Source organism: Dielma fastidiosa (assembly GCF_000313565.1).
In the GTDB taxonomy this organism is placed as follows: Bacteria; Bacillota_I; Bacilli_A; order Erysipelotrichales; family Erysipelotrichaceae; genus Dielma; species Dielma fastidiosa.
The window spans coordinates 350,848-374,791 of sequence record NZ_HE578925.1; the positions used below are offsets into that span (position 1 = coordinate 350,848).

The window sequence follows — 23,944 nt, forward strand, 5'->3', positions numbered from 1 at the left end:
TTATTCCGCTGGTCAGCGATTTATTCCTGACGAATGAGTAAGCCGTTTAAATAAATGAAAGAAAAGGAGAAAAGAGAGTTATGAATTTAAATTTAGTTAATGAAGTTACTGCAACTCAATTAAAAAAAGATGTTCCTGAATTCAGATCTGGCTGCACAGTACGTGTTCACGTTAAGATCAAGGAAGGTGACAAATCTCGTATCCAGGTTTTTGAAGGTTTAGTTATTGCTCGTCAGGGCGGTGGCATCAGCGACAACTTCACTGTTCGTAAGATTTCTAACGGTGTTGGTGTTGAAAGAACTTTCCCAGTACATTCACCAATCATCGATAAGATTGAAGTAGTACGTAAAGGTAAAGTTAGAAGAAATAAATTATTCTACTTACGTGGACTTTCTGGTAAAGCATCTCGTATCAAAGAAATTCGTTAATTCAAAAAGTCGGGGAACCGGCTTTTTTATTTAAAGAATATGACAGATTAGAAATAATTCGTTCCAGCCAATGAAAGTGATTAATGAATATGGTAAAATAGCTATATGGCATAGGGCAATTGGATGCTGAAAAGGAGATTTTGGTATGGAGAATGATAAAACAAATGATATCATCGATGTCGATGTAATTAAAGAAGAAGTCATTGAAGAAGAAAAGACAGAAGAAGCAAAAGAACCGGAGAAAAAGCCTACGTTTAAAGAGGAAGCAATTGACTTTATTAAAACCTTTGTTATTTGTCTTGGCGCGGTTTGGCTGCTGACAACCTTTGTCTTTACACCCGTTAGAGTTGACGGCATGAGTATGTATCCGACGCTGCACGACGATGATTTAGGTATTGCCAGTATCTTTTCGGCAAAGTATTTAAAGATTGAGCGCTTTGATGTCGTGGTTGTTAACGATAAGGCCGAAAACAGCAAGGATCATTGGGTAAAGCGGGTAATTGGGCTGCCTGGTGAAACTATATCCTGTATGGATGATGTTGTATATATTAATGGTGAGCCGATTGAGGAACCATTCCTTGATACTGAATATGCAAACACTCAGCGTAAGAATCTTGGCTTTTTCACAAGTGATTTTGATGAAGTGACACTCGGAGAGAATGAATATTTTGTGATGGGTGATAATCGCACAAATTCCACAGATTCACGTTATGTCGGGCCTTTTACCCGCGATAATATTACGTGTAAGGATGTGCTGATTTATTATCCGTTCTCAAATTTCAAATTGGTGAAATAAAATGGAAAAGAAAAATGATACAGTAAAAGAATTATTAAGTCTTCTGAAAGTATTTGTAATCAGCTTCGCTTGTTTTTGGCTGATTACTAAGTTTTTATTTAACCCCATTATTATAGATGGTATGAGTATGTATCCGACATTGCACGAGGATGATTTAGGTATTGCCAGTATCTTTTCGGCAAAGCATTTGGAGATTGAACGCTTTGATATCGTTATTGTTAACGATAAGGCCGAAAACAGCAAGGATCATTGGGTAAAACGAGTAATTGGGCTGCCTGGTGAAACCATTTCCTGTATGGATGATGTTGTATATATTAATGGTGAGCCGATTGAGGAGCCGTTTCTTGATACTGAATATGCAAATACTCAGCGTGAGAATCTGGGCTTCTTCACAAGTGATTTTGATGAAGTGACACTCGGAGAGGATGAATATTTTGTGATGGGTGATAATCGTACAAATTCCACAGATTCACGTAATCTCGGGCCTTTTACCCGCGATAATATTACGTGTAAGGATGTGCTGATTTATTATCCGTTCTCAAATTTCAAATTGGTGAAATAAAATGGAAAAGAAAAATGATACAGTAAAAGAATTATTAAGTCTTCTGAAAGTATTTGTAATCAGCTTCGCTTGTTTTTGGCTGATTACTAAGTTTTTATTTAACCCTGTAATTGTCGATGGCATCAGTATGTATCCGACACTGCATGACAAAGACCGTGGTTTAAGCAATATGGTTGGCTTAAATTTTGGGGTTGAGCGTTATGATATTGTTGTGGTTAACAGCAAGGATAATGATACGGAGCATTGGGTAAAGCGTATTATCGGTATGCCGGGAGATACACTAAGAGGTGAGGACGGCATTGTTTATGTAAATGATGAACCGATTGATGAATCTTATCTCGATGCTGATTACATTGCTGAAAAGACTGCGGAATACGGACATTTTAATCGTGATTTTGATGAGATTACATTAGCTGATGATGAATATTTCTTATTGGGTGATAACCGTCCTGAATCAAAGGATTCTTCATTAGTCGGACCTTTTAAAGAAGCGGATTTGATCAGTAAGGGTGTTCTGATTTTCTGGCCGCTGAATCAGATTGGGCTCTATTAAGCTATATTTTTTAATGTTGGCAGAATAAGAAGGTGATAGTATGAAAGATAACGAGCAGAATGCGTCTAAATTAAATATTAACTGGTTTCCTGGGCATATGACCAAAGCTAAAAGGGAAATGCAGGAGAAATTAAAAATGGTAGACATGGTGATTGAATGCCGTGATGCCCGTATCCCTTATTCAAGCAAAAACCCGCTTTTGGAGGAAATTATCCAACAGAAGCCGCGTTTAATTTTACTGACAAAAATTGATAAGGCAGATCCAGTCCGCACTAAAGAATGGATTGACTGTCTGAGTAATGATACAACACAGGTATTGGCAGTGAATGTCTTAAAGGATAATGTTGTGTCACTGATTACAACTGCCAGTCAGGAATGTATGAAAGCGATGATTGAGCGGCAGAAACGCCGTGGTATCAATCCAAGAGCAATAAGGGCGATGGTTGTAGGAATTCCTAATGTCGGCAAATCAACCTTGATTAATCGAATCGCCAATAAAAAAGCTGTACAGGCCGCTGATCGGCCGGGGGTTACACGTTCTTTAACTTGGGTAAAGGTTACTAAGGGTCTTGAATTACTTGATACACCGGGTGTTTTATGGCCTAAATTTGAAGATGAGCATGTAGGTATGTGTTTAGCTGTAACCGGTGCGATTCGTGATGAAATCCTGCCGTTGGAGGAAGTGTGCGCTTACGCGATGCGTCATTTGATTCAATATTATCCGCAGCAGCTTAAGGAACGCTTTGACGTGGAAATCGTTGATGATCCATATGTGATGATTGAACGGATAGCCGCTCGCCGCGGTTTTATCAAAGCCAATAATCAGCTGGATATGGATCGGGCAATTCAGCGTTTTTTAAGAGATATCCGTGATGATTTTGTCGGCCGTATCACTTGGGAGTTTGTTGATGAAACCGGCGAATGAATATGAAAAAGCATGGTGGCAGCAAGGCCGTCACGCCATTGTCGGGATTGATGAAGCTGGCCGCGGGCCGATTGCCGGGCCGTTAGTTGTTGCGGCTGTGCGTTTTCCCGCTGATTTTGATCATGAGGAAATCTATGATTCAAAAAAGCTCAGTGAAAAGAAACGCCGTTTGTTATTTAAGGAAATTATCAAGCTTGCGGATGAGTATCATATATTAATTATCGATACAAAAACCGTGGATGAATTAAATATCTATCGGGCGACTCAAAAAGCGATGGAAGATTTAGTGCTGATGTTTAAGCAGTGTGATGGCGTACTTACGGATGCGATGCCGCTGAAAGTCTGTCCCTGTGAATACATACCCATCATTAAAGGCGATCAGAAAAGTGTCAGCATCGCGGCCGCCTCGATTTTAGCTAAGGTGACAAGAGATGGCATCATGAGCGGCTATGATGTTCTGTATCCTGAATATGGTTTCGCAAAGCATAAGGGTTATCCGACGAAGGCACATATTGAAGCGATGCATCAGTATGGTGTTATCGATAAAATCTATCGGTACAGCTATGGGCCGGTCAAGGCAATGGATCAGCTGCAGTTTGACATATAAAGTACGTTTTTTGCTGTGCGCTTGTATTTTGTTTTTTATTATGGTATTAGATAGTTAATAATAATTGATGAGGTACTTCAAAGTGAAAACTAAAAAAGGGTTTACATTAATTGAACTGATTGTGGTAATTGCCATCCTTGGCATTTTGGCATTATTTTTAGTGCCTTCTTTTATGGGCTACGCAAGAGATGCGAAAATTCAGATTATGAAGGCGAATGTCAGGACAGGACAAGGGGCTTATTCGTTCGCATTGACAAAATATGAAGAAGAAAAGAATGAAGCACAGCAGAAAAAACTGATTGAAAAGGAAGTATGCGACAATATGGGAGATATTGCTTGCTACTTTATTATAGATGGTAAAATTCCGTCTATGACTGAATATCCAAGGGTAGTATTTTCTGTTGGAAGTGAGCAAGGCTTAGATGGCAGTACCGTAACATATTATCTTGATGAAAAGAATTATTGCGTATATCTTTATGTGTATGGAAATGGTAAAGATATGTGGTTCTGTACTATTAATGGGAAGGAGCTTGATCCTGAAGAGGCAAATTAATTTAGGAAATTAGGCTTGAAGCGCATATATCATAAGTGGGTGATATCATGCGTGAACAATTATTGGCATATGCTTTGAAATATAACGGAGAATATGACAGAATGAAGAAGGCGATACAGGATGACGAGGCATGGCAGATGCCTGATTATAAGGGTCATTACCTGACGATTCTCGATGAGAATTATCCAAAAGCCTTGCTTCTTCTTGAAGATCCTCCTTTTATTTTGTTTTATAAAGGGGATATAAGGTTGCTTGAAAATGAATATCTGGGCATTATCGGCAGCCGTTTGGCCTCATCGGTGGGGCTGAATTATACGGCTTATCTGATTAAAAAATGCCCTTCACATTATGGCATTGTCAGCGGCTTGGCAAAAGGCATCGACGCGGCGGCACATGCGAACGCGATTCGCAGCGGCCGTTCTACCATTGGGGTGATTGGCTGCGGCATTGAACGTGTCTATCCGCAAGAGAATCAATATCTTTATGAGCAAATGGCTGTCAATCAATTGATTTTAAGTGAATATCCTGAACATACACCGCCGTATGCGTCACATTTTCCTTGGCGTAATCGTATCATTGCGGCTTTGGCTAAACGGATCGTGGTAGTTGAGGCGAAGGAGAAAAGCGGTACGATGCTGACGGTGAATGAGGCTTTAAGACTTGATAAAGATGTCTATGTGTTTCCATATCGTTATGATGACGCATTTGGCAAAGGCTGCAATATGCTGATCCAACAAGGGGCAAATATGCTCGTTTTTGATGAAGAAATTGAAAATTTATGAAAAAATGTTTGACAAATTAAAAAGTTATAGAATAATAAGATAAGTGTAACAAGGAGAAATGCCATGAAGAAATTAGTGATTGTGGAATCACCTTCCAAATCAAAGACGATTGAAAAATACCTTGGCCCGGATTACAGTGTTGTATCCAGCAAAGGTCATATCCGCGATTTGGCTACTACAGGCAAGGGTGGCTTGGGTATTGATGTTGAAGATGATTTTAAGCCTACTTATAAAGTAAGCAGTGATAAAAAGGATATTGTAAAGGATTTAAAGGCGCGTGCTAAAAAAGCGGATGAAGTTTATCTGGCCAGTGACCCTGACCGTGAAGGAGAAGCGATCAGCTGGCATTTAGCGCAGGAGCTGGGACTTGATACGGCTCAGCAGAATCGTGTTATTTTTAATGAAATTACTAAGAATGCTGTTTTGGAGGCCTTTGAGCATCCGAGAACGATTGATCTGAACCTGGTAAAAAGCCAGGAAACCCGTCGGATGCTTGATCGTATCATCGGTTTTAAGCTTAGTAAGCTGCTTCAGAATAAGATTCAGTCAAAATCAGCGGGACGGGTGCAGTCGGTCGCTTTACGATTGATCGTTGAACGTGAAAATGAAATTAAAGCATTTAAGAGTGAAGAGTATTGGACTATTGATGCGCTGATTAAAAAGAATAAAAAAGAATTTAAAGCGGGTTTGATCCGGGTTGATGGAAAGAAACCGGAATTGAAGGATGAAGCGGCGGCGCAGGCGGTTCTTGATCGCTGCACCGGTGAGTTTGTCATCGATAAAATTGAACGCAAGGTGAAAAGCAAGGCAGCCAGACTGCCGTTTATTACTTCTACTTTGCAGCAGGAGGCTTCAACTAAGCTGGGTTTCAGTTCTAAAAAGACGATGCAGGTAGCGCAGAAGCTTTATGAAGGTATCAGTCTGGGTGGTCATACGGAAGGTCTTATTTCCTATATGCGTACGGATTCAACCCGTTTGAGTGATGTTTTTGTTAAGGATGCCTTTCATCATATTGAGGAGACTTATGGTAAGAAGTATGTTGGTTTTGTGCATCAGAAGAACAGTCAGAATGCGCAGGATGCCCATGAGGCCATCCGTCCGACCAATGTGCATAACACACCGGATTCGGTAAAGGAATATCTGACTAATGATCAATACAAGCTCTATAAGCTGATTTATGCACGGGCATTGGCTTATTTAATGGCGCCTAGCAAAAGTGATGTTGTAACTGCGACGATTGCTAATAACGGCTGTGAATTTACAGCTAACGGAAGCATCATTACCTTTGACGGTTATTTAGCGGTTTATAAGGATTATGAACAGACTAAGGATGAATTGCTGCCGGATCTTGAAGAAAAAGAAGTGCTTGAGCATGTTCAGCTGGATGGCAAGCAGCACTTTACAGAACCGCCGGCTCGTTATTCAGAAGCGCGTTTGATTAAAGAAATGGAAGAAAAGGGAATTGGCCGTCCTTCCACTTATGCGATGATCATCGATACGATTCAGGCCCGCGGTTATGTTTCACTTGAAAAAGCCAGCGAGGGAAGTAAGACGAAGGTGTTCTTCCCAACGGAGCAGGGAATTTTGACTGATAAAAAATTACAGGAATTCTTTTCGTCCATCATCAACGTATCCTATACAGCTAATATGGAAAAAGATCTTGATGAGATTGCCGAGGGTGAACGGGATAATGTCAAGGAGCTGCGTGAATTTTATGATCAGTTTATGCCGCTGCTTGATCACGCGTATGAAAATATGGAAAAGAAGGAACTGGAGAGAACCGGTGAGCTTTGTCCGGAATGCGGCAATGAGCTTGTATACCGCAATGGCCGTTATGGCCGTTTTGTATCCTGCATCAATTTCCCAAGCTGCCGGTATACGAAGGCGGAAAATGAAGAAAACAATGAAACGGATGAGGTATGTCCAAACTGCGGCAGCAAGCTGGTTATGAAAAAAGGCCGTTTTGGTGCTTTCCTCGCTTGTTCCAATTATCCTGAATGTAAATACATCAAAAGCAATAAGGTAAAGGAAGAACCCGTTCCTACAGGTGAGGATTGTCCGGAATGCGGCAAGCCATTGGTGAAGCGCAAGAGCTGTTTTGGTACAACCTTTGTCGGCTGCAGCGGTTATCCAAAATGCCGTTATATTAAAAAGGATCCAGAAGCGGCAGCGAAAAAAGAAGCTAAAAAGAAAACCGCTGCGAAAAAAACAGTGAAGAAGACGGTAAGTAAGAAGAAAGTGAGCGATGCTGATGAATAGAGTAACAGTTGTTGGCGCCGGGCTGGCCGGCTGTGAAGCATGCTGGCAGCTGATTAAACGGAATATTCCGGTAACCCTGATTGAAATGCGGCCGCAAAAAAGTTCACCAGCTCATCACAGTGAAAATTTCGCGGAGCTTGTTTGTTCAAATTCACTGCGCAGCAATGATATTAATAATGCGGTAGGGCTTTTGAAACAGGAAATGCGTGAACTTGATTCATTGATCATGCGGTTTGCGGATGCTAATCAGGTGCCGGCTGGCAGCGCGCTGGCGGTTGATCGTGAAGCATTTTCTAAACAAATCACTGATTTTATTAAAGGCCATGAGCTGGTAGAGGTTGTCCATGAGGAGCTTTGTGAGATTCCTGAAGGCCCGGCAATCATTGCGACCGGCCCGCTGACAAGTGAAGCATTAAGCGCAGCGATTCAGCGTTTACTCCATGAAGAACGCTTCTATTTCTATGACGCGGCGGCACCGATTATTGAAAAAGACAGCATCGATTTCAGTAAGGCTTATTATAAGAGCCGTTACGACAAGGGGGATGCTGATTATATCAACTGTCCGATGAATAAAGAAGAATTTGACGCTTTCTATCAGGCGGTAATCAGTGCTGAATGCACAAAAATGCATGAATTTGAAGATGAGAAATATTTTGAAGGCTGCATGCCTTTTGAAGAAATGGCGAAGCGCGGTGAGAAAACCTTGCTTTATGGGCCGATGAAGCCGGTTGGACTGGGCCGTGAGGGTGAACATCCTTATGCGGTTGTGCAGCTGCGTCAGGATAACGCGGCGGCTACGCTTTATAACATTGTTGGTTTTCAGACGCATTTATTATGGGGTGAACAAAAACGTGTCATCGCCATGATTCCGGGTCTTGAAAATGCCCGCTTTGCCCGTTATGGGGTCATGCACCGCAATACTTATATCTGTTCGCCGAAATGTTTAAAGGCCAGCTATGAGTGCAAGGAAAAAGAAAATCTGTTTTTTGCCGGCCAGATGTGCGGGGTTGAGGGTTATGTTGAATCAGCTGCCAGCGGTTTATTGGCGGGAATCAATATGGCGCTTAAAATGCAGGGCAAGGAAGCAGTGATTTTGCCGCCGACCTGTATGATTGGCGCGATGGCTTATTACATAACGCATACACATGCTGATCATTTTCAGCCGATGAACGCGACCTTTGGTTTGCTGCAGTGTGTGGTTAAGACTAATAAGAAAGACCGCAAGGAAAAGCTCGCCCAGCAGGCTTTATCGGTGATCAGAGAATTCAGGGATCATACTCATGAATGAGCAAATTGAACGCTTCTTGAATTATATATCCCAGATTAATACGAATTCTGAGCATACCCGTGACGCATATGAACGGGATCTCCATAAATTTAGAGACTTTTTGCATCGTGAAGGGATCGAAAAGCTGGAAATGGTTGACCGCAGTATTGTTTTGAATTATATCAGTTATCTGCGCGAAGAATGTATGCTTAAAAATAATTCGGTTTTGCGCAGGGTATCAACACTGCGCTCTTTTTATACATATTTGAATGAATACGGCATCCTTTCAGCCAATCCCTTTGTGCTTGTGAAGCTGGGCAGTGTCCGCCGGCAGGTGCCCGAGTTTTTATTTTATGATGAGCTTGACGCGCTGTTTGACAGCATTGATATTGAAACAGCGGCTGGTTTGCGTGATCGGGCGATGTTTGAATTGATCTATGCCTGCGGCTTGCGTGTCAGCGAAGCGGCAGCGCTTAAAATCAGCGATCTTGATTTCAGTGAATGTATTGTTCATATTCTTGGTAAGGGCAACAAGGAAAGAGTCGTACCTTTCCACGATGTCGCAAAGGAATTTCTGCTTCGTTATCTTCGCGAAGTAAGGCCGCTTTGGTGCGCGGATGATCATGCTTTTGTCTTTATTAATCAGCATGGGCGGCCGCTGACTAGCCGCGGTATTCAATACATTTTGGATCAGACTGTCAAAAAAAGCGGCCTGATGCTGCGAGTTCACCCGCATATGCTGCGTCATTCATTCGCAACGCACATGCTGGATAATGGCGCTGATCTGCGTCTGGTTCAGGAGCTTTTAGGCCATGCGTCGCTGTCAACGACGCAAATTTATACGCATGTAACCCGCGAAAGGCTTAAAAATGCCTATAATAGTGCATTTCCGAGGGCAAAAGTATCAAAATAGCCTTGCCAACAAAATCTAACTTTGTTATAATTGTAAAGCACGTTAATACGTGAGAAACACACACATCATGGATTCATTGATCCGTGCCCTTGACTAAAGACTGTCACTACAGGGTTATCAATGCTAGAAATGATGGAGGTAAAACGGAGGAATTAAAATGGCTGTTGTTTCAATGAGAAAATTATTAGAAGCTGGCGTTCATTTCGGACATCAAACTAGAAGATGGAATCCTAAAATGAAACCAAACATTTATGCATCAAGAAATGGTGTATATATCATTAACCTGGAAAAGACAATCGAACAAATCGATACAGCTTATGAAGCAATGAAGGACATTGCTGAAAAAGGCGGTAAGGTTTTATTCGTAGGAACTAAAAAGCAGGCTCAGCAAATCGTTGTTGACGAAGCTTTGCGCTCAGGTTCATTCTTTGTTAACCAAAGATGGCTGGGTGGTTTATTAACTAACTTCCGCACAATTCAAAAACGTGTTAAACGTTTAATTGAAATTGAAGAAATGGAAGCAAGCGGTCTGATCGATGTATATCCTAAGAAGGAAATCGCTCAAATCAAAAAAGAAAAAGCTAAATTAGAAAACTTCCTGGGCGGTATTAAAGAAATGAAGAAACTGCCTAACGCAATCTTCGTTATCGATCCAAAAGAAGAACACAATGCAGTTGCGGAAGCTAAGAAATTAGGTATCCCTGTATTTGCAATGGTAGATACTAACTGTGATCCTGAAGCTGTTGATTACCCAATCGCATCAAATGATGACGGCAACAGTTCTGTGAAGCTGATCGTTGAATTAATGGCTGATGCTATCGTTGAAGCTAAGGGCGGTCTGCTTTCAGTTGCTCATAACATCGAAGAAGGCGAAGATATCACAATGGCTGATGTAATCGTTAATGTTGAAGAAAAAATCGCTGAAAACGATCGTCGCCGCCGTCAGAGAAATGAAGAACGCCGTGCAGCACAAGCTAACCGTCGTCCTTACAACAGAGACAACCGTAATGGTAACGGCCCTCGCAGCGGCAAACCTTTCGTAAAGAAAGAAACTGTAAAACCAGCAGCAACAACTGAAGCTGCACCAGCTCCGGCTGCTGAATAATTACCACTTCGAAATTTACGAACAAGGAGGAAAATCAAATGGCAATTACTGCTCAAGATGTAAAAGCACTTCGCGATAAGACAGGTGCTGGTATGATGGACTGCAAAAAAGCATTGACAGAATGCGATGGCGATATTGATAAAGCAAGCGAATGGCTTCGTGAAAAGGGTATCGCAAAGGCTGCTAAAAAAGCTGACCGCATTGCTGCTGAAGGTGCAACCCGCGTTGCTGTAGATGGCAACACCGCTGTTGTATTTGAAGTTAACTCAGAAACTGACTTCGTTGCTAAGAATGAACAATTCCTGGCATTAATGAATCAGGTACAAAACCTGCTGCTGAGCGCTAAACCAGCTTCTATGGAAGCGGCACTGGCTGCTGAAGCAGATGGCAAGACTTTAGAAACTTTAGTTACTGAAGCGACTGCTACAATCGGTGAAAAAATTACTTTCCGCCGTTTCGCAATCGTTGAAAAAGCTGATGATGAAGCTTTCGGCGCTTATATTCACATGGGTGGCAAGATTTCAGCTTTATCCGTAATTTCTGGTACTGACACAGCTGTTGCAAAGGATATCGCTATGCAGGTAGCTTCAATGAGTCCGCAATTCGTATCACGCGATGATATGCCTGCTGAATTCATTGAAAATGAAAGACACGTACAATTAGAAATCTTAAAGAACGATGCTTCTTTAGCTTCTAAGCCTGAAAAAGTATTACACGGTATCGTTGAAGGCCGTCTGACTAAATCTTTACAGGAAATGTGCTTAGTAGATCAGGTTTACTTCAAGAACCCTGATTTAAAAGTAGGTCAATACCTGAAAGAAAACAATGCAGTTTGTAAATCATTCATCCGCTATGCAGTAGGTGAAGGTATTGAAAAACGCAGTGAAAACTTTGCTGATGAAGTAATGAATCAGATCAAAGGCAACTAATTTAAACTGAAAAGGCATTGGTGATTCATTAGAATCATCGATGCTTTTTTTTCATCTGCTGCCGAAGCAGTTCTGTTATGAACAAGATTTTTCGTGAATGAGTGTTGTAACTGAAGGCTTTATCTAGTATAATTGTTATGGTAGAAACGTGTGTTTAAAACCGGTCTATCTTTAAAGAGATGTAGCGAAAAGGTGGAAAATAACAATGTATAAAAGAGTTTTGCTGAAGTTGAGCGGGGAAGCGTTGTCTTCACCGGGTAATTCATTTGATCCCCAGATTTTAAAGGGACTAGCAAGAGAATTAAAAGAGGTGGCTGAGTTAGGCGTTGATCTGGCTATTGTAGTCGGCGGCGGTAATTTCATCCGCGGTAAATTATGTGAACAGATGGGTCTGGAAAGAACTCAGGCCGATTATATGGGTATGCTGGCAACCGTAATCAACGCGCTGGCAGTACAGAACGCGCTTGAACAGGAGAACGTGCCTACTCGAGTGCAGTCAGCAATTGAAATGAATAAGGTCGCAGAACCATTCATTTTAAGAAGAGCGCTTCGTCATTTGGAAAAGGGACGGGTTGTCATCTTCGGCGCCGGTACCGGTAATCCTTATTTTTCAACGGATACGACAGCCGCTTTAAGAGCCAGTGAAATTAACGCTGATGTCATCTTAATGGCTAAAAACGGTGTAGACGGCGTTTATTCAGCTGATCCGAAGATTGACAAGAATGCGGTGCGCTATCAGTCACTTACATATATGGATCTGATTCAGCAAAATCTCCATGTCATGGATACGACAGCCACTTCAATGTGTATGGATAATGACATTGATCTGATCGTATTTAATATGAACGAACCCGGCAATATTCTAAAAGCTGTCAAGGGTGAAGTAAATGGTACATTAATTACCAAGAAAGGACAATAATTATGAAGGAAATCTTAGATAATGCAACAGTAAAAATGAACAAAGCAATCGAAAGTCTGCACGGCAATCTGGCTACAATCAGAACCGGCAGAGCGAATCCGCAGATTTTAGACCGTGTGCATATTGATTATTACGGAAGCTCTACACCGATCAATCAGGTGAGCAGCATTTCAGTAGTGGAGGGCCGTCAGCTTTGCATTAAGCCTTTTGATAAATCGATTATGAAGGAAATTGAAAAGGCGATTGAAGTGGCTGATTTAGGTTTAGTGCCGCAGAATGACGGTACGATGATTCGTATTAATGTTCCGGCTCTTACAGAAGACCGCCGCCGTGAATTAAGTAAGTCAGCAAGCAAGATGGGTGAAGAAGCGAAGGTAGCGATTCGTAACGTGCGCCGTGAAGCAAATGATGCGGTTAAGAAGAATAAGGAATTACCGGAGGATCAGGCTAAGCAGGCGAATGAAAAGATTCAGAAGCTGACTGATGAATTCGTTAAGAAAATTGATACGATCGTGGATGAAAAATCCAAGGAGATCATGGCTGTTTAATCCGTTGCATCATGCAGTATTGTAGCCCACAGCATTGTGGGCTTTACTTTAGGAGGATCACGCATGGATTTACAAAGAATACCTGCTCACATTGCCATTATCATGGACGGCAATGGACGTTGGGCAAAAAAACGCGGTCTGCCGCGGACAGCCGGCCATCTTCAGGGTGCTGAAAATGTGCGCACGATTGCTAAGGAAGCGAATCGTTTAGGGGTGAAAACCTTAATTTTATATGCTTTTTCTACGGAAAACTGGAATCGGCCGGAATCGGAAATTGATTATCTCTGTAAGCTGCCGAAGATGTTTTTTTCTAAATATATTAAAGAATTAAAGGCGCTGAATATCAGGGTGTCATGTATCGGCGAATATGAGAAGTTTCCCAAAGATACCGTTACGGTGATCAAGAATGCCATTGATGAGACAGCGATGAATACCGGTTTAAACCTTTGTTTAGCGGTAAATTACGGTGCTCGCCGGGAAATTACGCTGGCGGCGCAGCAATATGCTAAGGATGTATTGGCTGATAAAGCATCACTGGATATCGATGAACAGGCTTTTGGTCAATATATGATGGGTGAGCATCAGGAGCTTGATTTGCTGATCCGCACATCTGGCGAAGTACGTTTATCAAATTTTTTGTTATGGCAATGCGCTTATGCGGAAATGATATTTACAGATACGGCTTGGCCTGATTTTAATGAAGCAGAGCTGCATCGCTGCCTTGAACAATATCAGCAGCGTGACCGCCGGTTTGGAGGGTTAAAGGAATGAAAACTCGAATCTTAACCATGTTTGCTATTCTTGCCTGTGTGATACCGGCATTATTGTTTGGCGGTATTTTGATTGACGCCTTAGTGGTTTTCATTATTGTTGTTGGTTTGCATGAGGTATGTCAGCTGAGTGAGCAGCATTGTCCGCGCGCCGTTGAGTATTTTCTGATCGCGGCAGTCTTATTCTCACTTATTTTGGATGCCCGGCTGCGCCTGCCTTATGTTGGCTTTGTATGTATTATATTGTTGGCAATGCCTGTCTTCAGTGAAAAAATGCTGGTGTCTGATACGTTTCTATGTATGGCGTTCGCGGCTTTTTTCGTTACCATCGGCACTGGCTTTCTGGCGATGTATAATCAGGAACCGCTGTTTATCTGGTTTATCATTCTGGCAACCTATGTCTGTGATTCCTTCGCCTACTTGTGCGGCCGCTTTTTTGGCAAGCATAAGCTATGTGTCAGAATCTCTCCGAAGAAAACGATTGAGGGAAGTATCGGCGGCTGGTTTTTCGCGGCAGTGATTTCTTTCCTGTTTGCGTATTTCTTTATTTCACATGAACATCTGCTGGCGATGGCGTTAGGCAGTATTTTCCTGCCGATTTTCGGTCAGATTGGCGACTTGGCATTTTCGGCCATTAAACGCAGCTATAAAATCAAGGATTTCGGTTATTTATTACCGGGACACGGCGGCATCCTTGACCGGGTGGATTCTTTGCTGTTTAATCTGACGGTTTTCTATCTGATCTTTACGGCGGTGAACTTATTATGAAACAAATCATTTTATTAGGCGCATCTGGTTCAATCGGTGAACAGACGCTGGATGTGATTCGTTCTCATCCGGAGCTGTTTGAATTAGCAGCTTTCAGTGTCCGCAGCCGATTGGCGTCAGCCTATAAAATTCTTGATGAATTTAAGGTGCGGGCAATCTGTGTTAAGGATGAACAGGATGCCGATGAAATCAGAAAAAAATATCCGCATCTGGATATTCATATCGGTGATCAAGGTCTGCTTGAACTGGCAGCGCTACCTTATGGTGATACCTTAGTCAATGCCTTGGTGGGCTTTGTCGGCTTGCTGCCAACGCTTAAAGCGATTGAATGCCGCAAGGATATCGCGCTGGCGAATAAGGAAACCTTGATTGTCGGCGGCAAGTTTGTGAAAGCCGCGGTTAAGGAATACGGTGTTTCCCTGAAACCGATTGACAGTGAACATTCCGCGATTTTCCAGTGTTTGCAGGGCAATGCGCATGGCAGTGTTGAAAAATTGATTATCACTGCCAGCGGCGGCAGTTTCCGTGACCGCAGCCGTGATCAGCTGCAGGGTGTTACGGTAAAAGAAGCTTTGTCACATCCTAACTGGTCAATGGGGGCAAAAATAACGATTGATTCTGCAACAATGATGAATAAAGGCTTTGAAGTTATTGAAGCGCATTACCTTTTTGATATCGATTATGATAAAATTGAAGTGCTGCTGCATCGGGAAAGTATTGTTCATTCTTTAGTACAATACTGTGATCATGCGCTGATGGCACAATTAGGTACAGCTGATATGCGGCTGCCGATTCAGTATGCTTTGACGCATCCGGCAAGACTGCCGTTAATGAACAGTGAAACGCTGGATCTTGCGAAAATTGGTACACTGCATTTTGAAAAGGCTGATTTTGACCGCTATCCATTGCTTGGACTGGCCTATAAGGCCGGCCGGCTTGAAGGCAATGCGTGCGCTATTATGAATGCTGCCAATGAAGAAGCAGTAGCGTTGTTTTTGGCTGGGAAGATTACCTTCTTAGATATTGAAACTTATGTATTCAAGGCTGTAGAAAGCATTGAATTCATCGAAAATGCTACCCTAGAGGATATTATCCGCAGTGACGGTGCTGCTAGAGCATTTGTCAATGAAGCTGTGAAAGGAGCCGTTTAATGCAATTTTTATTTAACTTTATTATGTTTATTCTGCTGCTGATGGTAATTGTTGTTGTCCATGAATTTGGACATCTGATTACCGCAAAGCACTTTAATGTATACTGCAGCGAATTTTCAATTGGTATGGGGCCTGCCCTTTATCAAAATAAGAATAACGAGACTGTCTTCTCAATCCGTGCTTTACCGCTGGGCGGTTATGTGCAGATGGCGGGAGAAGAAGGTACAGATACGACTGGCATCCCTTATGAGCGGACAATTAAAGGCATTAAGACATGGCAGCAGGTCGTTGTTATGGCCGCCGGCGCTTTTATGAATGTTGTGCTGGCTTGGGTGATTTTTGTCGGTATCGTCATGGCCAGAGGATCGGTAGCTGGACCTGCATTGCCGGTATTATCAGGAATTATTGAGAATTCACCGGCTGAAAAGGTAGGACTTCAGCCAGGTGATGAAATCGTTAAGGTAACACTGAACGATGGTACGTCATTCATTCCGGAAACCTTTGATGATATAATTGCCCGTACTCAGCAGAATCCTCAGGATCGAATCATTCTGACGGTTTCAAGAGCCGGACAAATCAAGGATTATATGATTACCCCTGAACTGCAGCGTGATGGCACGACGTATCTGATCGGTATTCAGGCCAGCAGCTCTGTCATTGAGATTCAATGGTATGAAGCCTTTAAATATGGTACGATGGCAATGGGCAGCTCGATGATGCAGATCATTTCAGCCTTAGGCAACCTTGTCAGAGGCGTGGGTCTTGAGGATATGTCAGGACCGGTTGGTATTTTCCAAGCAACGAGTCAGATCACACAATCAGGCGCCACAGCCTTTATGACATGGCTGGGTCTGTTATCTTTAAATATCGGTATCTTTAACTTGCTGCCGCTGCCGATTCTTGATGGCGGACGCATCGTTATCGTACTGCTTGAAAAGCTGATTGGTAAGAAGCTCAGCGAAAAATGGGAAACCATTATTATGATGATTGGTGTCGCACTGGTTGTTGGCTTAATGGTATTTGTAACCTGGAATGATATTTTGCGACTGTTTTAATTAAGCGAAGGCGATGCCTTCGTTTTTTGAAGGGAGGGCTGCTTTTGAAAACACTGATTTTAGCAGAAAAGCCAGAGCTTGGCAGAGCCATTGCGGCCGCGGTAAACGCAACTGAACGCGAACGTCAGGGAGTGATCCAAAAGGGTGATTTAACAATTACCTGGGCTTATGGTCACCTTTTGCGATTAAAAGAGCCGGAAGAATATGATCCTAAATATAAGCAATGGAAAAAGGAAGATCTGCCGATTGTTTTTGATGAATGGCAGCAGGTACCAGATGGCGATAAGGCAAACCGTGTAGCCCAAATCGGCACACTGATCAGCAATGCGGATCAAATTATCCATGCCGGTGACCCTGATGATGAGGGACAGTATCTGATTGATGAGATTCTTGATTATCATCATTGTGACAAGCCGGTCAAAAGGCTTTATATCAATGACAATACACCGGAGCTGATTCGCCGTTCAATTAAAGAAATGAAGGACAATGATGAAAGCTGCCGGTTGGCTGGCCGCAGCGCCTATGCCAGAGCTGTTGCTGATTATGTCGTGGGTATCAATTATACAAGACTGTTCTCCGTATCACTGCGTAAAAAAGCGATGAGTGTCGGACGGGTTCAAAGTCCTACCCTCGGCTTAATCGTGGCCCGTGATTTACAGATAGAAACTCATCAGAAGCAAGTATATTATGAGTTAGATGTTGATGTGGAAGTTGATAATAAACAGGTCAAAATGAAGTATAAGCCAAGCAAAGCGATTTTGAATGATGAAAAGAATATCCTTGACCGCAGTATTCTGGATGAACTGAAGGAAAAATTAACGGATCAGCTTCTAAAAGTAAAGGTTGAACAAAAGGAAAACAGTCAGCGGCCGCCGCTGCCTTATAATCTGGCTAAGCTGCAGGCGGCAATGAATGTCAAGTATGGCTATGATCTAAGCCGCACTGACCGTATTACGCAGACACTTCGTGACCGTTATCAGGCAATTACCTACAATCGTTCAGATTCCCAATATCTGAAAGAGGAGCATTATCAAGAAGCCGGCAAATTGCTGCCATTTGTTATGAATAAATTGGGATTGGCGCTGCTGCTTGATTATACTCTGCATTCGGAGTGTTTTAATGATCAATTTGTTACGGCCCATCATGCCATCATTCCAACGATGTCCAATTTTAATATCAAAGCCTTGAGTGAAGAGGAAATGAATGTTTATACTGAAATCTGTAATATGTATTTTATGCAGTTTCTGCCGCCGATTCAAAAGCTGCAGACTACTTTAAGCGCGCCGGTGGACGGCGGTGAGCTGCGGTTAGTGCTGACGAAGATTTTAGATCAGGGATATCGTCAGTATTTTCAGGAAATCAAGGAAAATGATGACGGTGAAGAAAGTGATGAACTGGAGTTTAAACCGGGAAAATATGACGGGCGTGTGCTTAACAGTGTGATTAGTGAAAAGGCGACAAATCCGCCGAAGCATTATACTCAGGCCTCATTGATCCGCGATATGACAAGCATTGCAAAATATGTTGAAGATCCAGAGGTTAAGAAGATATTAAAAGCCAAGGATAAAGATAAAAAGGGTGAAAATGGATCGATTGGCACCAGTGCTACCCGTTCGACGATCGTTGAAACATTAATCAAGCGCGGTTATGTGGAAATGAAGGGAAAACAGATTTTATCCACGCAGCTGGGACGCGATTTTTACCAGATTCTGCCTGATGAAATAAAGAAAGCGGATTGTACGGCTCGCTGGTGGGTGATTCAGGAGGATATTAAAGAGGGCAAGGCGGATGTCGCTGATTTAGTGAAGACGGTAGTAGATGCCTTTATGCCTAATTTAGAGAAGACGATTTATATGGACAGCCGGGAAAGCTTAGGCGTATGCCCAATCTGCGGTCATAAAATCGTGGAATATCCTAAAAGCTTTGGCTGTACCAATTATCGCAACGGCTGTAAATTCGCAATCTGGAAAAATGATTTCTTTCTGACCTCAATCAACAAAGTGCCTACCGCTTTAATGGCTAAAAAGCTGATTAAGGATCATTGGTGTCAGGTAAGATTAGCCAATGATGAGATTAAACTGCTGATCATGCATATCCGAAACGGTAAACCGGTGTTTGAACTGCGTGAACTGCCAAAGAAGAAAGAAACTGCAGCCTAGTGAATTTTCATGATGCTTCCTGTACTTCGATTTATTTGATATTATACCGAATGTTTAGTATGATTAATATAGATGAATAAGCTTATCATAATTTCTAAACCGTGGCTGATTGATAATAAGTGAGGTGTCAGTAATGAAGAAAACATCGTTTTGTACATTATTCCTATTGCTTTTTGCCTTCTTTCTGCCGCTTTCAATTCAGGCAAATTCAGCTGAACCGCCCGGTTTAGTTATCATTGTGAATAACCCGCCTGATGATTTAACCTTATCCCTTCAATTTGATGATGCTGAGGCAGAACTTGTTTCAGAACGAAAAGCATGGGAAGGCTATTATCAATTTTATTATCATAAGGTTGGCAATGATTTAACGGACATCGATTTTAGTCATGCCAAGCTGATCGTCAGCAGTGCTGAATTTAATTTTAGCTGCAATCTGCCGGACACAGTCTTTCATCGCTACAACAATCTAGTCACACTTGATTTAAAGACGCAGACAATTCAAGAGGGAAAGTCCAAGCTGAGGACAGCCTTGCTAGTTATTTTGCGGGTAAGCTTGACACTGGTTATTGAAGGCATCGTCTTTTACCTTTTCGGCTATCGAAAGCTAAAAAGCTGGATTACCTTTTTCATCGTTAACTTGCTGACCCAAGGCTTTGTGAATGTGTCGCTGAGCACTTCCATGATTAATGATCATATCATCATAACTTATCAAATGTTGGAATTTCTCGTTCTAGTGCTTGAGATGATTCCGTTTATGATAATTATCAATGAACATCGAAGACGGCGAACCTTTGGTTATGTTGTAAGTGCTAATCTGATGAGTCTGGTTTTTGGTGCCTTAATTCTAATGTTTCTGCCAATATAGCTTTAAATAAACAGCATATCTTAATCATAAGCGATTAGGTATGCTGTTTTATATTCATAAATTACAGGCTTTGGGTTATAAAAATAAGCTATTCAAACAAGTCATAAAATGAGAGGTAATTTTATGATTCATGCTGTATAATCAAAAGAATCTAATTCATGATAATAAACTTGAATGGAAAGAGGTTAAAATGAGGGATATCACAATAGTTGGGCTTACCCAGAATAATTTAAAGCATGTTTCATTAAGCATACCCAAAGAAAAAATAACGGTATTTACCGGTGTATCAGGCTCAGGTAAGTCCAGTATTGTTTTTGATACGATAGCGGCTGAAGCACAGCGGCAGATGAATGCATCTTATCCTGCTTATATCCGATCCAGACTGCCTAAGTATCCAAAACCCAGTGTTGAGAAAATTGAGAATCTGACCGCTTCAATTGTTGTCGATCAGTCACCGTTAGGCAGCAATGCCCGCTCAACAGTCGGTACCATCAGTTCCTTATATGCCAGTTTAAGGCTTTTGTTTTCAAGAATCGGCACACCCTATGCCGGCAGTGCTTCTTATTTTTCCTTTAATGATCCAAACGGCATGTGCAAGACATGTGCCGGACTTGGCAAAGTGACGAAGGTTGATATTGAGGCTATCATTGATGTGAATAAATCTTGGCGGGAAGGCTGTGTGAATGACTCTTTGTATGCACCCGGTACATGGTATTGGCGGCAGTACGCTGAATCAGGATTGTTTGATTTGGATAAGCCGATCAAAGCGTATACGGCAGAGGAATATCATCTGCTTCTTTATGGTACAAGAAGTGATGATGGGGAAATGGTTCATCCCAAAGTCAGCGGTTTAGTTAATAAATATACGAAGACATTATTAAATCGGGATATCAGCGTTAAAAGCCGTCACTCACAGGAAAAATCTCGGCAGCTGATCGTGGAAAAGGAATGTGATGACTGCCATGGCAAGCGGTTAAATGCGGCGGCGCTGAATTGTAAAATCAATGGCTATTCAATTGCCGATTTATGTGAAATGGAGCTTACGCAGCTAAAGATCGTTTTGACGCAGATCAAGGATCAAAGGGTGGACTTGCTTGTACAGTCGCTGATTGAAGGCTTGGATCGGCTGATTGACATCGGACTGCCTTATCTTCACTTAAACCGTGAGACATCAACCCTGTCCGGCGGTGAGGCGCAGCGCTTAAAGCTGGTGCGGTATATGGGCAGCAGCCTCAGCGGCATGACTTATATTTTTGATGAACCGAGTACCGGTATGCATCCGCGTGATGTTTATCGCATGAATAAGCTATTAAAACAGTTAAGGGATAAGGGGAATACCGTGTTGGTTGTCGAGCATGACAAGGATGTAATCGCCATTGCGGATCATGTGATTGATGTCGGTCCAAAAGCCGGCACACAAGGCGGTGAAATCATGTTTGAAGGCACGTATCAAGAACTGCTGAATGCTGATACACTGACTGGGCAAGCAATGCGTCAGATACTGCCGATCAAGATGAAAACGCGCCAGCCTAAGGGCAGTCTGCCGATCCGCGATGCCTGTCTGCATAACTTAAAGCATGTGGATGCTGATATACCGCTGGGTGTCATGAGTGTGATCAGCGGGGTTGCCGGTTCTGGTAAAAGTACCCTGATTTCACAAGTATTTGCCAAACAATATGCTGATCGATGCGTATTGATTGATCAGGGGCCGATTATGGCGACAAATCGTTCTACACCGGCTTCTTATCTTGGCTTTTTTGATGAAATCCGCAAATTGCTGGCGAAAGAAAATAATCAGCCGGAGAGTCTGTTCAGCTTTAATTCAGCAGGTGCCTGTCCGGTATGCGGGGGTAAGGGCGTACTTGTGACTGAACTTGCGTTCATGGACCCCATCGTGACTGAATGTGAAGCCTGTGAAGGGAAAAGATATAATCAAAAAGCACTGGCCTGTACATATAAAGGGATGAATATTGTTGAATTATTGAATCTTACGGTACTTGAAGCAATGGCTGTATTTACAGATTCGAAAATAAGCCGGCATCTGAAACAGCTTCAGCAGGTGGGGCTGGACTATCTCAGCCTTGGACAACCGCTCAGCACACTTTCCGGCGGTGAACGGCAGCGGCTGAAGCTGGCTAAAAATCTAAGTAAGAAGGGCAGTATCATTATTATGGATGAACCAACCACCGGCCTGCATCTTTCTGATATAGAAAAATTATTAAAGCTGTTTGATACCATTGTGGCACGCGGCAATACGCTGATTGTTATTGAACATAATCTTGATGTGATGAAACAGGCAGACTGGCTGATCGATATCGGGCCGGATGGCGGTAAAAACGGCGGTGAGGTAGTTTTCACCGGTACGCCGCTGATGATGATTCAAAAGGCTTCTACGCTGACAGCACAATGTCTGCGTTTGTCCTGCGGTCTTGATTCTGTAAACATTTAATAGTTATTAATGCTATGATATATATATATAGAAATCATATCAATGAAAGAGGGGATCGAAAGTGAGAAAATACAAGTTATTCATGGCAGTGTTGATTTTGATCTTTCCGCTTTTGAATGCATTGCCGATTCAGGCCAATTCCGCGGAGCCGCCGGGCTTGCTTATCGTTGTTGAGAACGCGCCTGAAGACATGCGGCTGGCAATTCAATTTGATGAGCAGGAAATCATTGAGCTGAGAGTAGAGAGAAAAGCTTGGGAGACGTATTATCGCTATTACTATCATTTATCTGAGGCACGGTATGACGTTGACTTCACCAAGGCCAAGCTGATTGTAAGCAGCGCAAATATAAATTTCAGCTGTGACTTGCCTGCGGCAGCGTTTGAGACCTACAACAACCTGCTTCAATTGAATCTTAAAACACAAACGGTTGAAATGGGGATTTCACCATACCGCGCGCCGCTCTTAGTCAGCATGCGGGTAAGCTTGACTTTAGTCATTGAGGGGATTGTCTTCTTCCTGTTTGGCTACCGGCAGAAAAAGAGCTGGCAGATCTTTTTGATTACCAACTTACTCACACAAGGGTTCGTGAATATCATGTTAAGTAAATCTATTGCGAATTCATACGCAATTATTATTTATTTTGTTTTAGAAATGCTTGTCGTGTTATTTGAACTAATTCCTTATACGGCATTTATTGATGAACACAAAAAAATCAGAAATTTTTTCACATGTCTTATTGCCAACGCGGCCAGTCTTGTTTTAGGGGCATGGATTATCACACATTTACCAATATAAAAGACGCAGCTTCTGATGATTCAGAAAACCGCGTCTTTTTCTTGTTACAGATAATAAACAATGGCAATGAAGTGTACAATCGATGCTAAATTAATAAATAGATGCCAAATCACATGATAATATTTCTTTTTTTGATGAGAATAAAAATAGACACCGATTGAATAAAAGACACCGCCTAGGACTATAAAGAAGATAAACTGCCAAGCTGCTTTCGCAATAATCGTCGGCAGGAAGAAAACGGCAATCCAGCCCATTATCAGATAAATAGCTAATGAGAGCTTGCTGAATTCACGCTTGCCGAATATTTTGTAAAGGATGCCGCCAATAACGATTGACCATTCAATGATCAAAATCAGCACACTCTGCCAGCCTTGTATCATGGTTATCGCAATCGGTGTATAGGAGCCTGCTATCGCGATATAAATACAGCTGTGATCAAGGATTCTGAAGACTAGCTTATTCGTAGATTCAAAGGGTGTTGAATGATAAAGCGCAGAGATCAGAAACATTAAAAAGATGGATATGACAAAGACGGATACTCCAAATGCCTGCATTGCGCCGCCTTTAATATAACCTAAGATTGCGGCATAGGGCAGGGCAAACAGAAACAGCAGCGCCATGATGCCATGGGTGAGCGTATTGCCGACTTCTTCGCTGAAACTGAGCCTTGTCATGTTTTTCATTGAATTCAAAGACATGGTTATCACCTCTAGGCACTTAGTGTAGCACGCTTTAGAATTTAATTCAATTCTTGTCTTTGTTATGCTATAATGGTATGGCATAAG

At 42.2% G+C, this 23,944-nt stretch carries 24 protein-coding genes; 23 read left to right on the forward strand and 1 reads right to left on the reverse strand.

Annotation, left to right across the window (positions count from 1 at the left end):
- Nucleotides 1-80: 80 nt before the first annotated feature.
- The 23 genes from rplS to DAHG_RS07595 all read left to right on the forward strand — a co-directional run bounded on the left by rplS (nt 81) and on the right by DAHG_RS07595 (nt 23,159).
- Nucleotides 81-428: a 50S ribosomal protein L19 gene (rplS, locus tag DAHG_RS07485; RefSeq protein ID WP_022937721.1), complete on the forward strand. Its 348-nt coding sequence runs from the start codon at nt 81-83 to the stop codon at nt 426-428.
- Between the two features lie 145 nt (nt 429-573).
- Nucleotides 574-1,224 carry a signal peptidase I gene (lepB, locus tag DAHG_RS07490; RefSeq protein WP_022937722.1) on the forward strand — a complete coding sequence of 217 codons (651 nt, stop codon included), beginning with the start codon at nt 574-576 and terminating at the stop codon, nt 1,222-1,224.
- 1 nt (nt 1,225) lies between these two features.
- Complete coding sequence (gene lepB / locus DAHG_RS07495; RefSeq protein ID WP_022937723.1) at nt 1,226-1,786, forward strand: signal peptidase I; 561 nt, start codon at nt 1,226-1,228, stop codon at nt 1,784-1,786.
- 1 nt (nt 1,787) lies between these two features.
- The gene (gene lepB / locus DAHG_RS19055; protein ID WP_022937724.1) at nt 1,788-2,339 is read left to right on the forward strand and encodes a signal peptidase I; all 552 of its coding nucleotides are present in this window, start codon (nt 1,788-1,790) and stop codon (nt 2,337-2,339) included.
- A gap of 40 nt (nt 2,340-2,379) precedes the next feature.
- Complete coding sequence (ylqF, locus tag DAHG_RS07505; RefSeq protein WP_022937725.1) at nt 2,380-3,264, forward strand: ribosome biogenesis GTPase YlqF; 885 nt, start codon at nt 2,380-2,382, stop codon at nt 3,262-3,264.
- Entirely contained in the window at nt 3,248-3,871 is a 624-nt protein-coding gene (locus tag DAHG_RS19060) for a ribonuclease HII (RefSeq protein WP_022937726.1), read from the forward strand. The genes ylqF and DAHG_RS19060 overlap by 17 nt, the downstream gene beginning before the upstream one ends.
- 82 nt (nt 3,872-3,953) lie before the next feature.
- Nucleotides 3,954-4,424: a type II secretion system protein gene (locus tag DAHG_RS20510; RefSeq protein ID WP_022937727.1), complete on the forward strand. Its 471-nt coding sequence runs from the start codon at nt 3,954-3,956 to the stop codon at nt 4,422-4,424.
- Nucleotides 4,425-4,471: 47 nt separating this feature from the next.
- On the forward strand, nt 4,472-5,206 hold the full coding sequence (dprA, locus tag DAHG_RS07520) for a DNA-processing protein DprA (RefSeq protein ID WP_022937728.1): 735 nt from the start codon (nt 4,472-4,474) through the stop codon (nt 5,204-5,206).
- 63 nt (nt 5,207-5,269) lie between these two features.
- Nucleotides 5,270-7,465, forward strand: a complete 2,196-nt coding sequence (topA, locus tag DAHG_RS07525) for a type I DNA topoisomerase (protein ID WP_022937729.1) — start codon at nt 5,270-5,272, stop codon at nt 7,463-7,465.
- Entirely contained in the window at nt 7,458-8,753 is a 1,296-nt protein-coding gene (gene trmFO / locus DAHG_RS07530; RefSeq protein WP_084744424.1) for a methylenetetrahydrofolate--tRNA-(uracil(54)-C(5))-methyltransferase (FADH(2)-oxidizing) TrmFO, read from the forward strand. Before topA ends, trmFO begins: the two co-directional genes overlap by 8 nt.
- Complete coding sequence (gene xerA, locus DAHG_RS07535) at nt 8,746-9,645, forward strand: site-specific tyrosine recombinase/integron integrase (protein ID WP_022937731.1); 900 nt, start codon at nt 8,746-8,748, stop codon at nt 9,643-9,645. The genes trmFO and xerA overlap by 8 nt, the downstream gene beginning before the upstream one ends.
- A 157-nt stretch (nt 9,646-9,802) precedes the next feature.
- Nucleotides 9,803-10,750, forward strand: coding sequence for a 30S ribosomal protein S2 (rpsB, locus tag DAHG_RS07540; RefSeq protein WP_022937732.1), 948 nt, complete (start codon nt 9,803-9,805; stop codon nt 10,748-10,750).
- Between the two features lie 38 nt (nt 10,751-10,788).
- Nucleotides 10,789-11,679, forward strand: a complete 891-nt coding sequence (tsf, locus tag DAHG_RS07545; RefSeq protein ID WP_022937733.1) for a translation elongation factor Ts — start codon at nt 10,789-10,791, stop codon at nt 11,677-11,679.
- Between the two features lie 205 nt (nt 11,680-11,884).
- A complete protein-coding gene (gene pyrH, locus DAHG_RS07550) occupies nt 11,885-12,598 on the forward strand; it encodes a UMP kinase (protein WP_022937734.1) in 714 nt (237 codons plus the stop codon).
- A gap of 2 nt (nt 12,599-12,600) precedes the next feature.
- Complete coding sequence (gene frr / locus DAHG_RS07555) at nt 12,601-13,146, forward strand: ribosome recycling factor (RefSeq protein WP_022937735.1); 546 nt, start codon at nt 12,601-12,603, stop codon at nt 13,144-13,146.
- A 63-nt stretch (nt 13,147-13,209) separates the two neighbouring features.
- Nucleotides 13,210-13,917 carry an isoprenyl transferase gene (locus DAHG_RS07560; protein ID WP_022937736.1) on the forward strand — a complete coding sequence of 236 codons (708 nt, stop codon included), beginning with the start codon at nt 13,210-13,212 and terminating at the stop codon, nt 13,915-13,917.
- Nucleotides 13,914-14,684, forward strand: a complete 771-nt coding sequence (locus tag DAHG_RS07565) for a phosphatidate cytidylyltransferase (RefSeq protein WP_022937737.1) — start codon at nt 13,914-13,916, stop codon at nt 14,682-14,684. Before DAHG_RS07560 ends, DAHG_RS07565 begins: the two co-directional genes overlap by 4 nt.
- Complete coding sequence (gene dxr / locus DAHG_RS07570) at nt 14,681-15,835, forward strand: 1-deoxy-D-xylulose-5-phosphate reductoisomerase (RefSeq protein ID WP_022937738.1); 1,155 nt, start codon at nt 14,681-14,683, stop codon at nt 15,833-15,835. Before DAHG_RS07565 ends, dxr begins: the two co-directional genes overlap by 4 nt.
- Nucleotides 15,835-16,890, forward strand: coding sequence for an RIP metalloprotease RseP (rseP, locus tag DAHG_RS07575; RefSeq protein WP_022937739.1), 1,056 nt, complete (start codon nt 15,835-15,837; stop codon nt 16,888-16,890). The genes dxr and rseP overlap by 1 nt, the downstream gene beginning before the upstream one ends.
- Nucleotides 16,891-16,934: 44 nt before the next feature.
- Entirely contained in the window at nt 16,935-19,049 is a 2,115-nt protein-coding gene (locus DAHG_RS07580; protein WP_022937740.1) for a DNA topoisomerase, read from the forward strand.
- A 133-nt stretch (nt 19,050-19,182) separates the two neighbouring features.
- The gene (locus DAHG_RS07585; protein WP_022937741.1) at nt 19,183-19,914 is read left to right on the forward strand and encodes a hypothetical protein; all 732 of its coding nucleotides are present in this window, start codon (nt 19,183-19,185) and stop codon (nt 19,912-19,914) included.
- Between the two features lie 190 nt (nt 19,915-20,104).
- Entirely contained in the window at nt 20,105-22,363 is a 2,259-nt protein-coding gene (locus DAHG_RS07590; protein WP_026880877.1) for an ATP-binding cassette domain-containing protein, read from the forward strand.
- Nucleotides 22,364-22,424: 61 nt separating this feature from the next.
- Complete coding sequence (locus tag DAHG_RS07595) at nt 22,425-23,159, forward strand: hypothetical protein (RefSeq protein ID WP_026880878.1); 735 nt, start codon at nt 22,425-22,427, stop codon at nt 23,157-23,159.
- A gap of 44 nt (nt 23,160-23,203) precedes the next feature.
- On the opposite strand, the gene trhA is transcribed toward DAHG_RS07595, so the two are convergent.
- Nucleotides 23,204-23,857, reverse strand: coding sequence for a PAQR family membrane homeostasis protein TrhA (gene trhA / locus DAHG_RS07600; protein ID WP_022937744.1), 654 nt, complete (start codon nt 23,855-23,857; stop codon nt 23,204-23,206).
- Between the last annotated feature and the right edge of the window lie 87 nt (nt 23,858-23,944).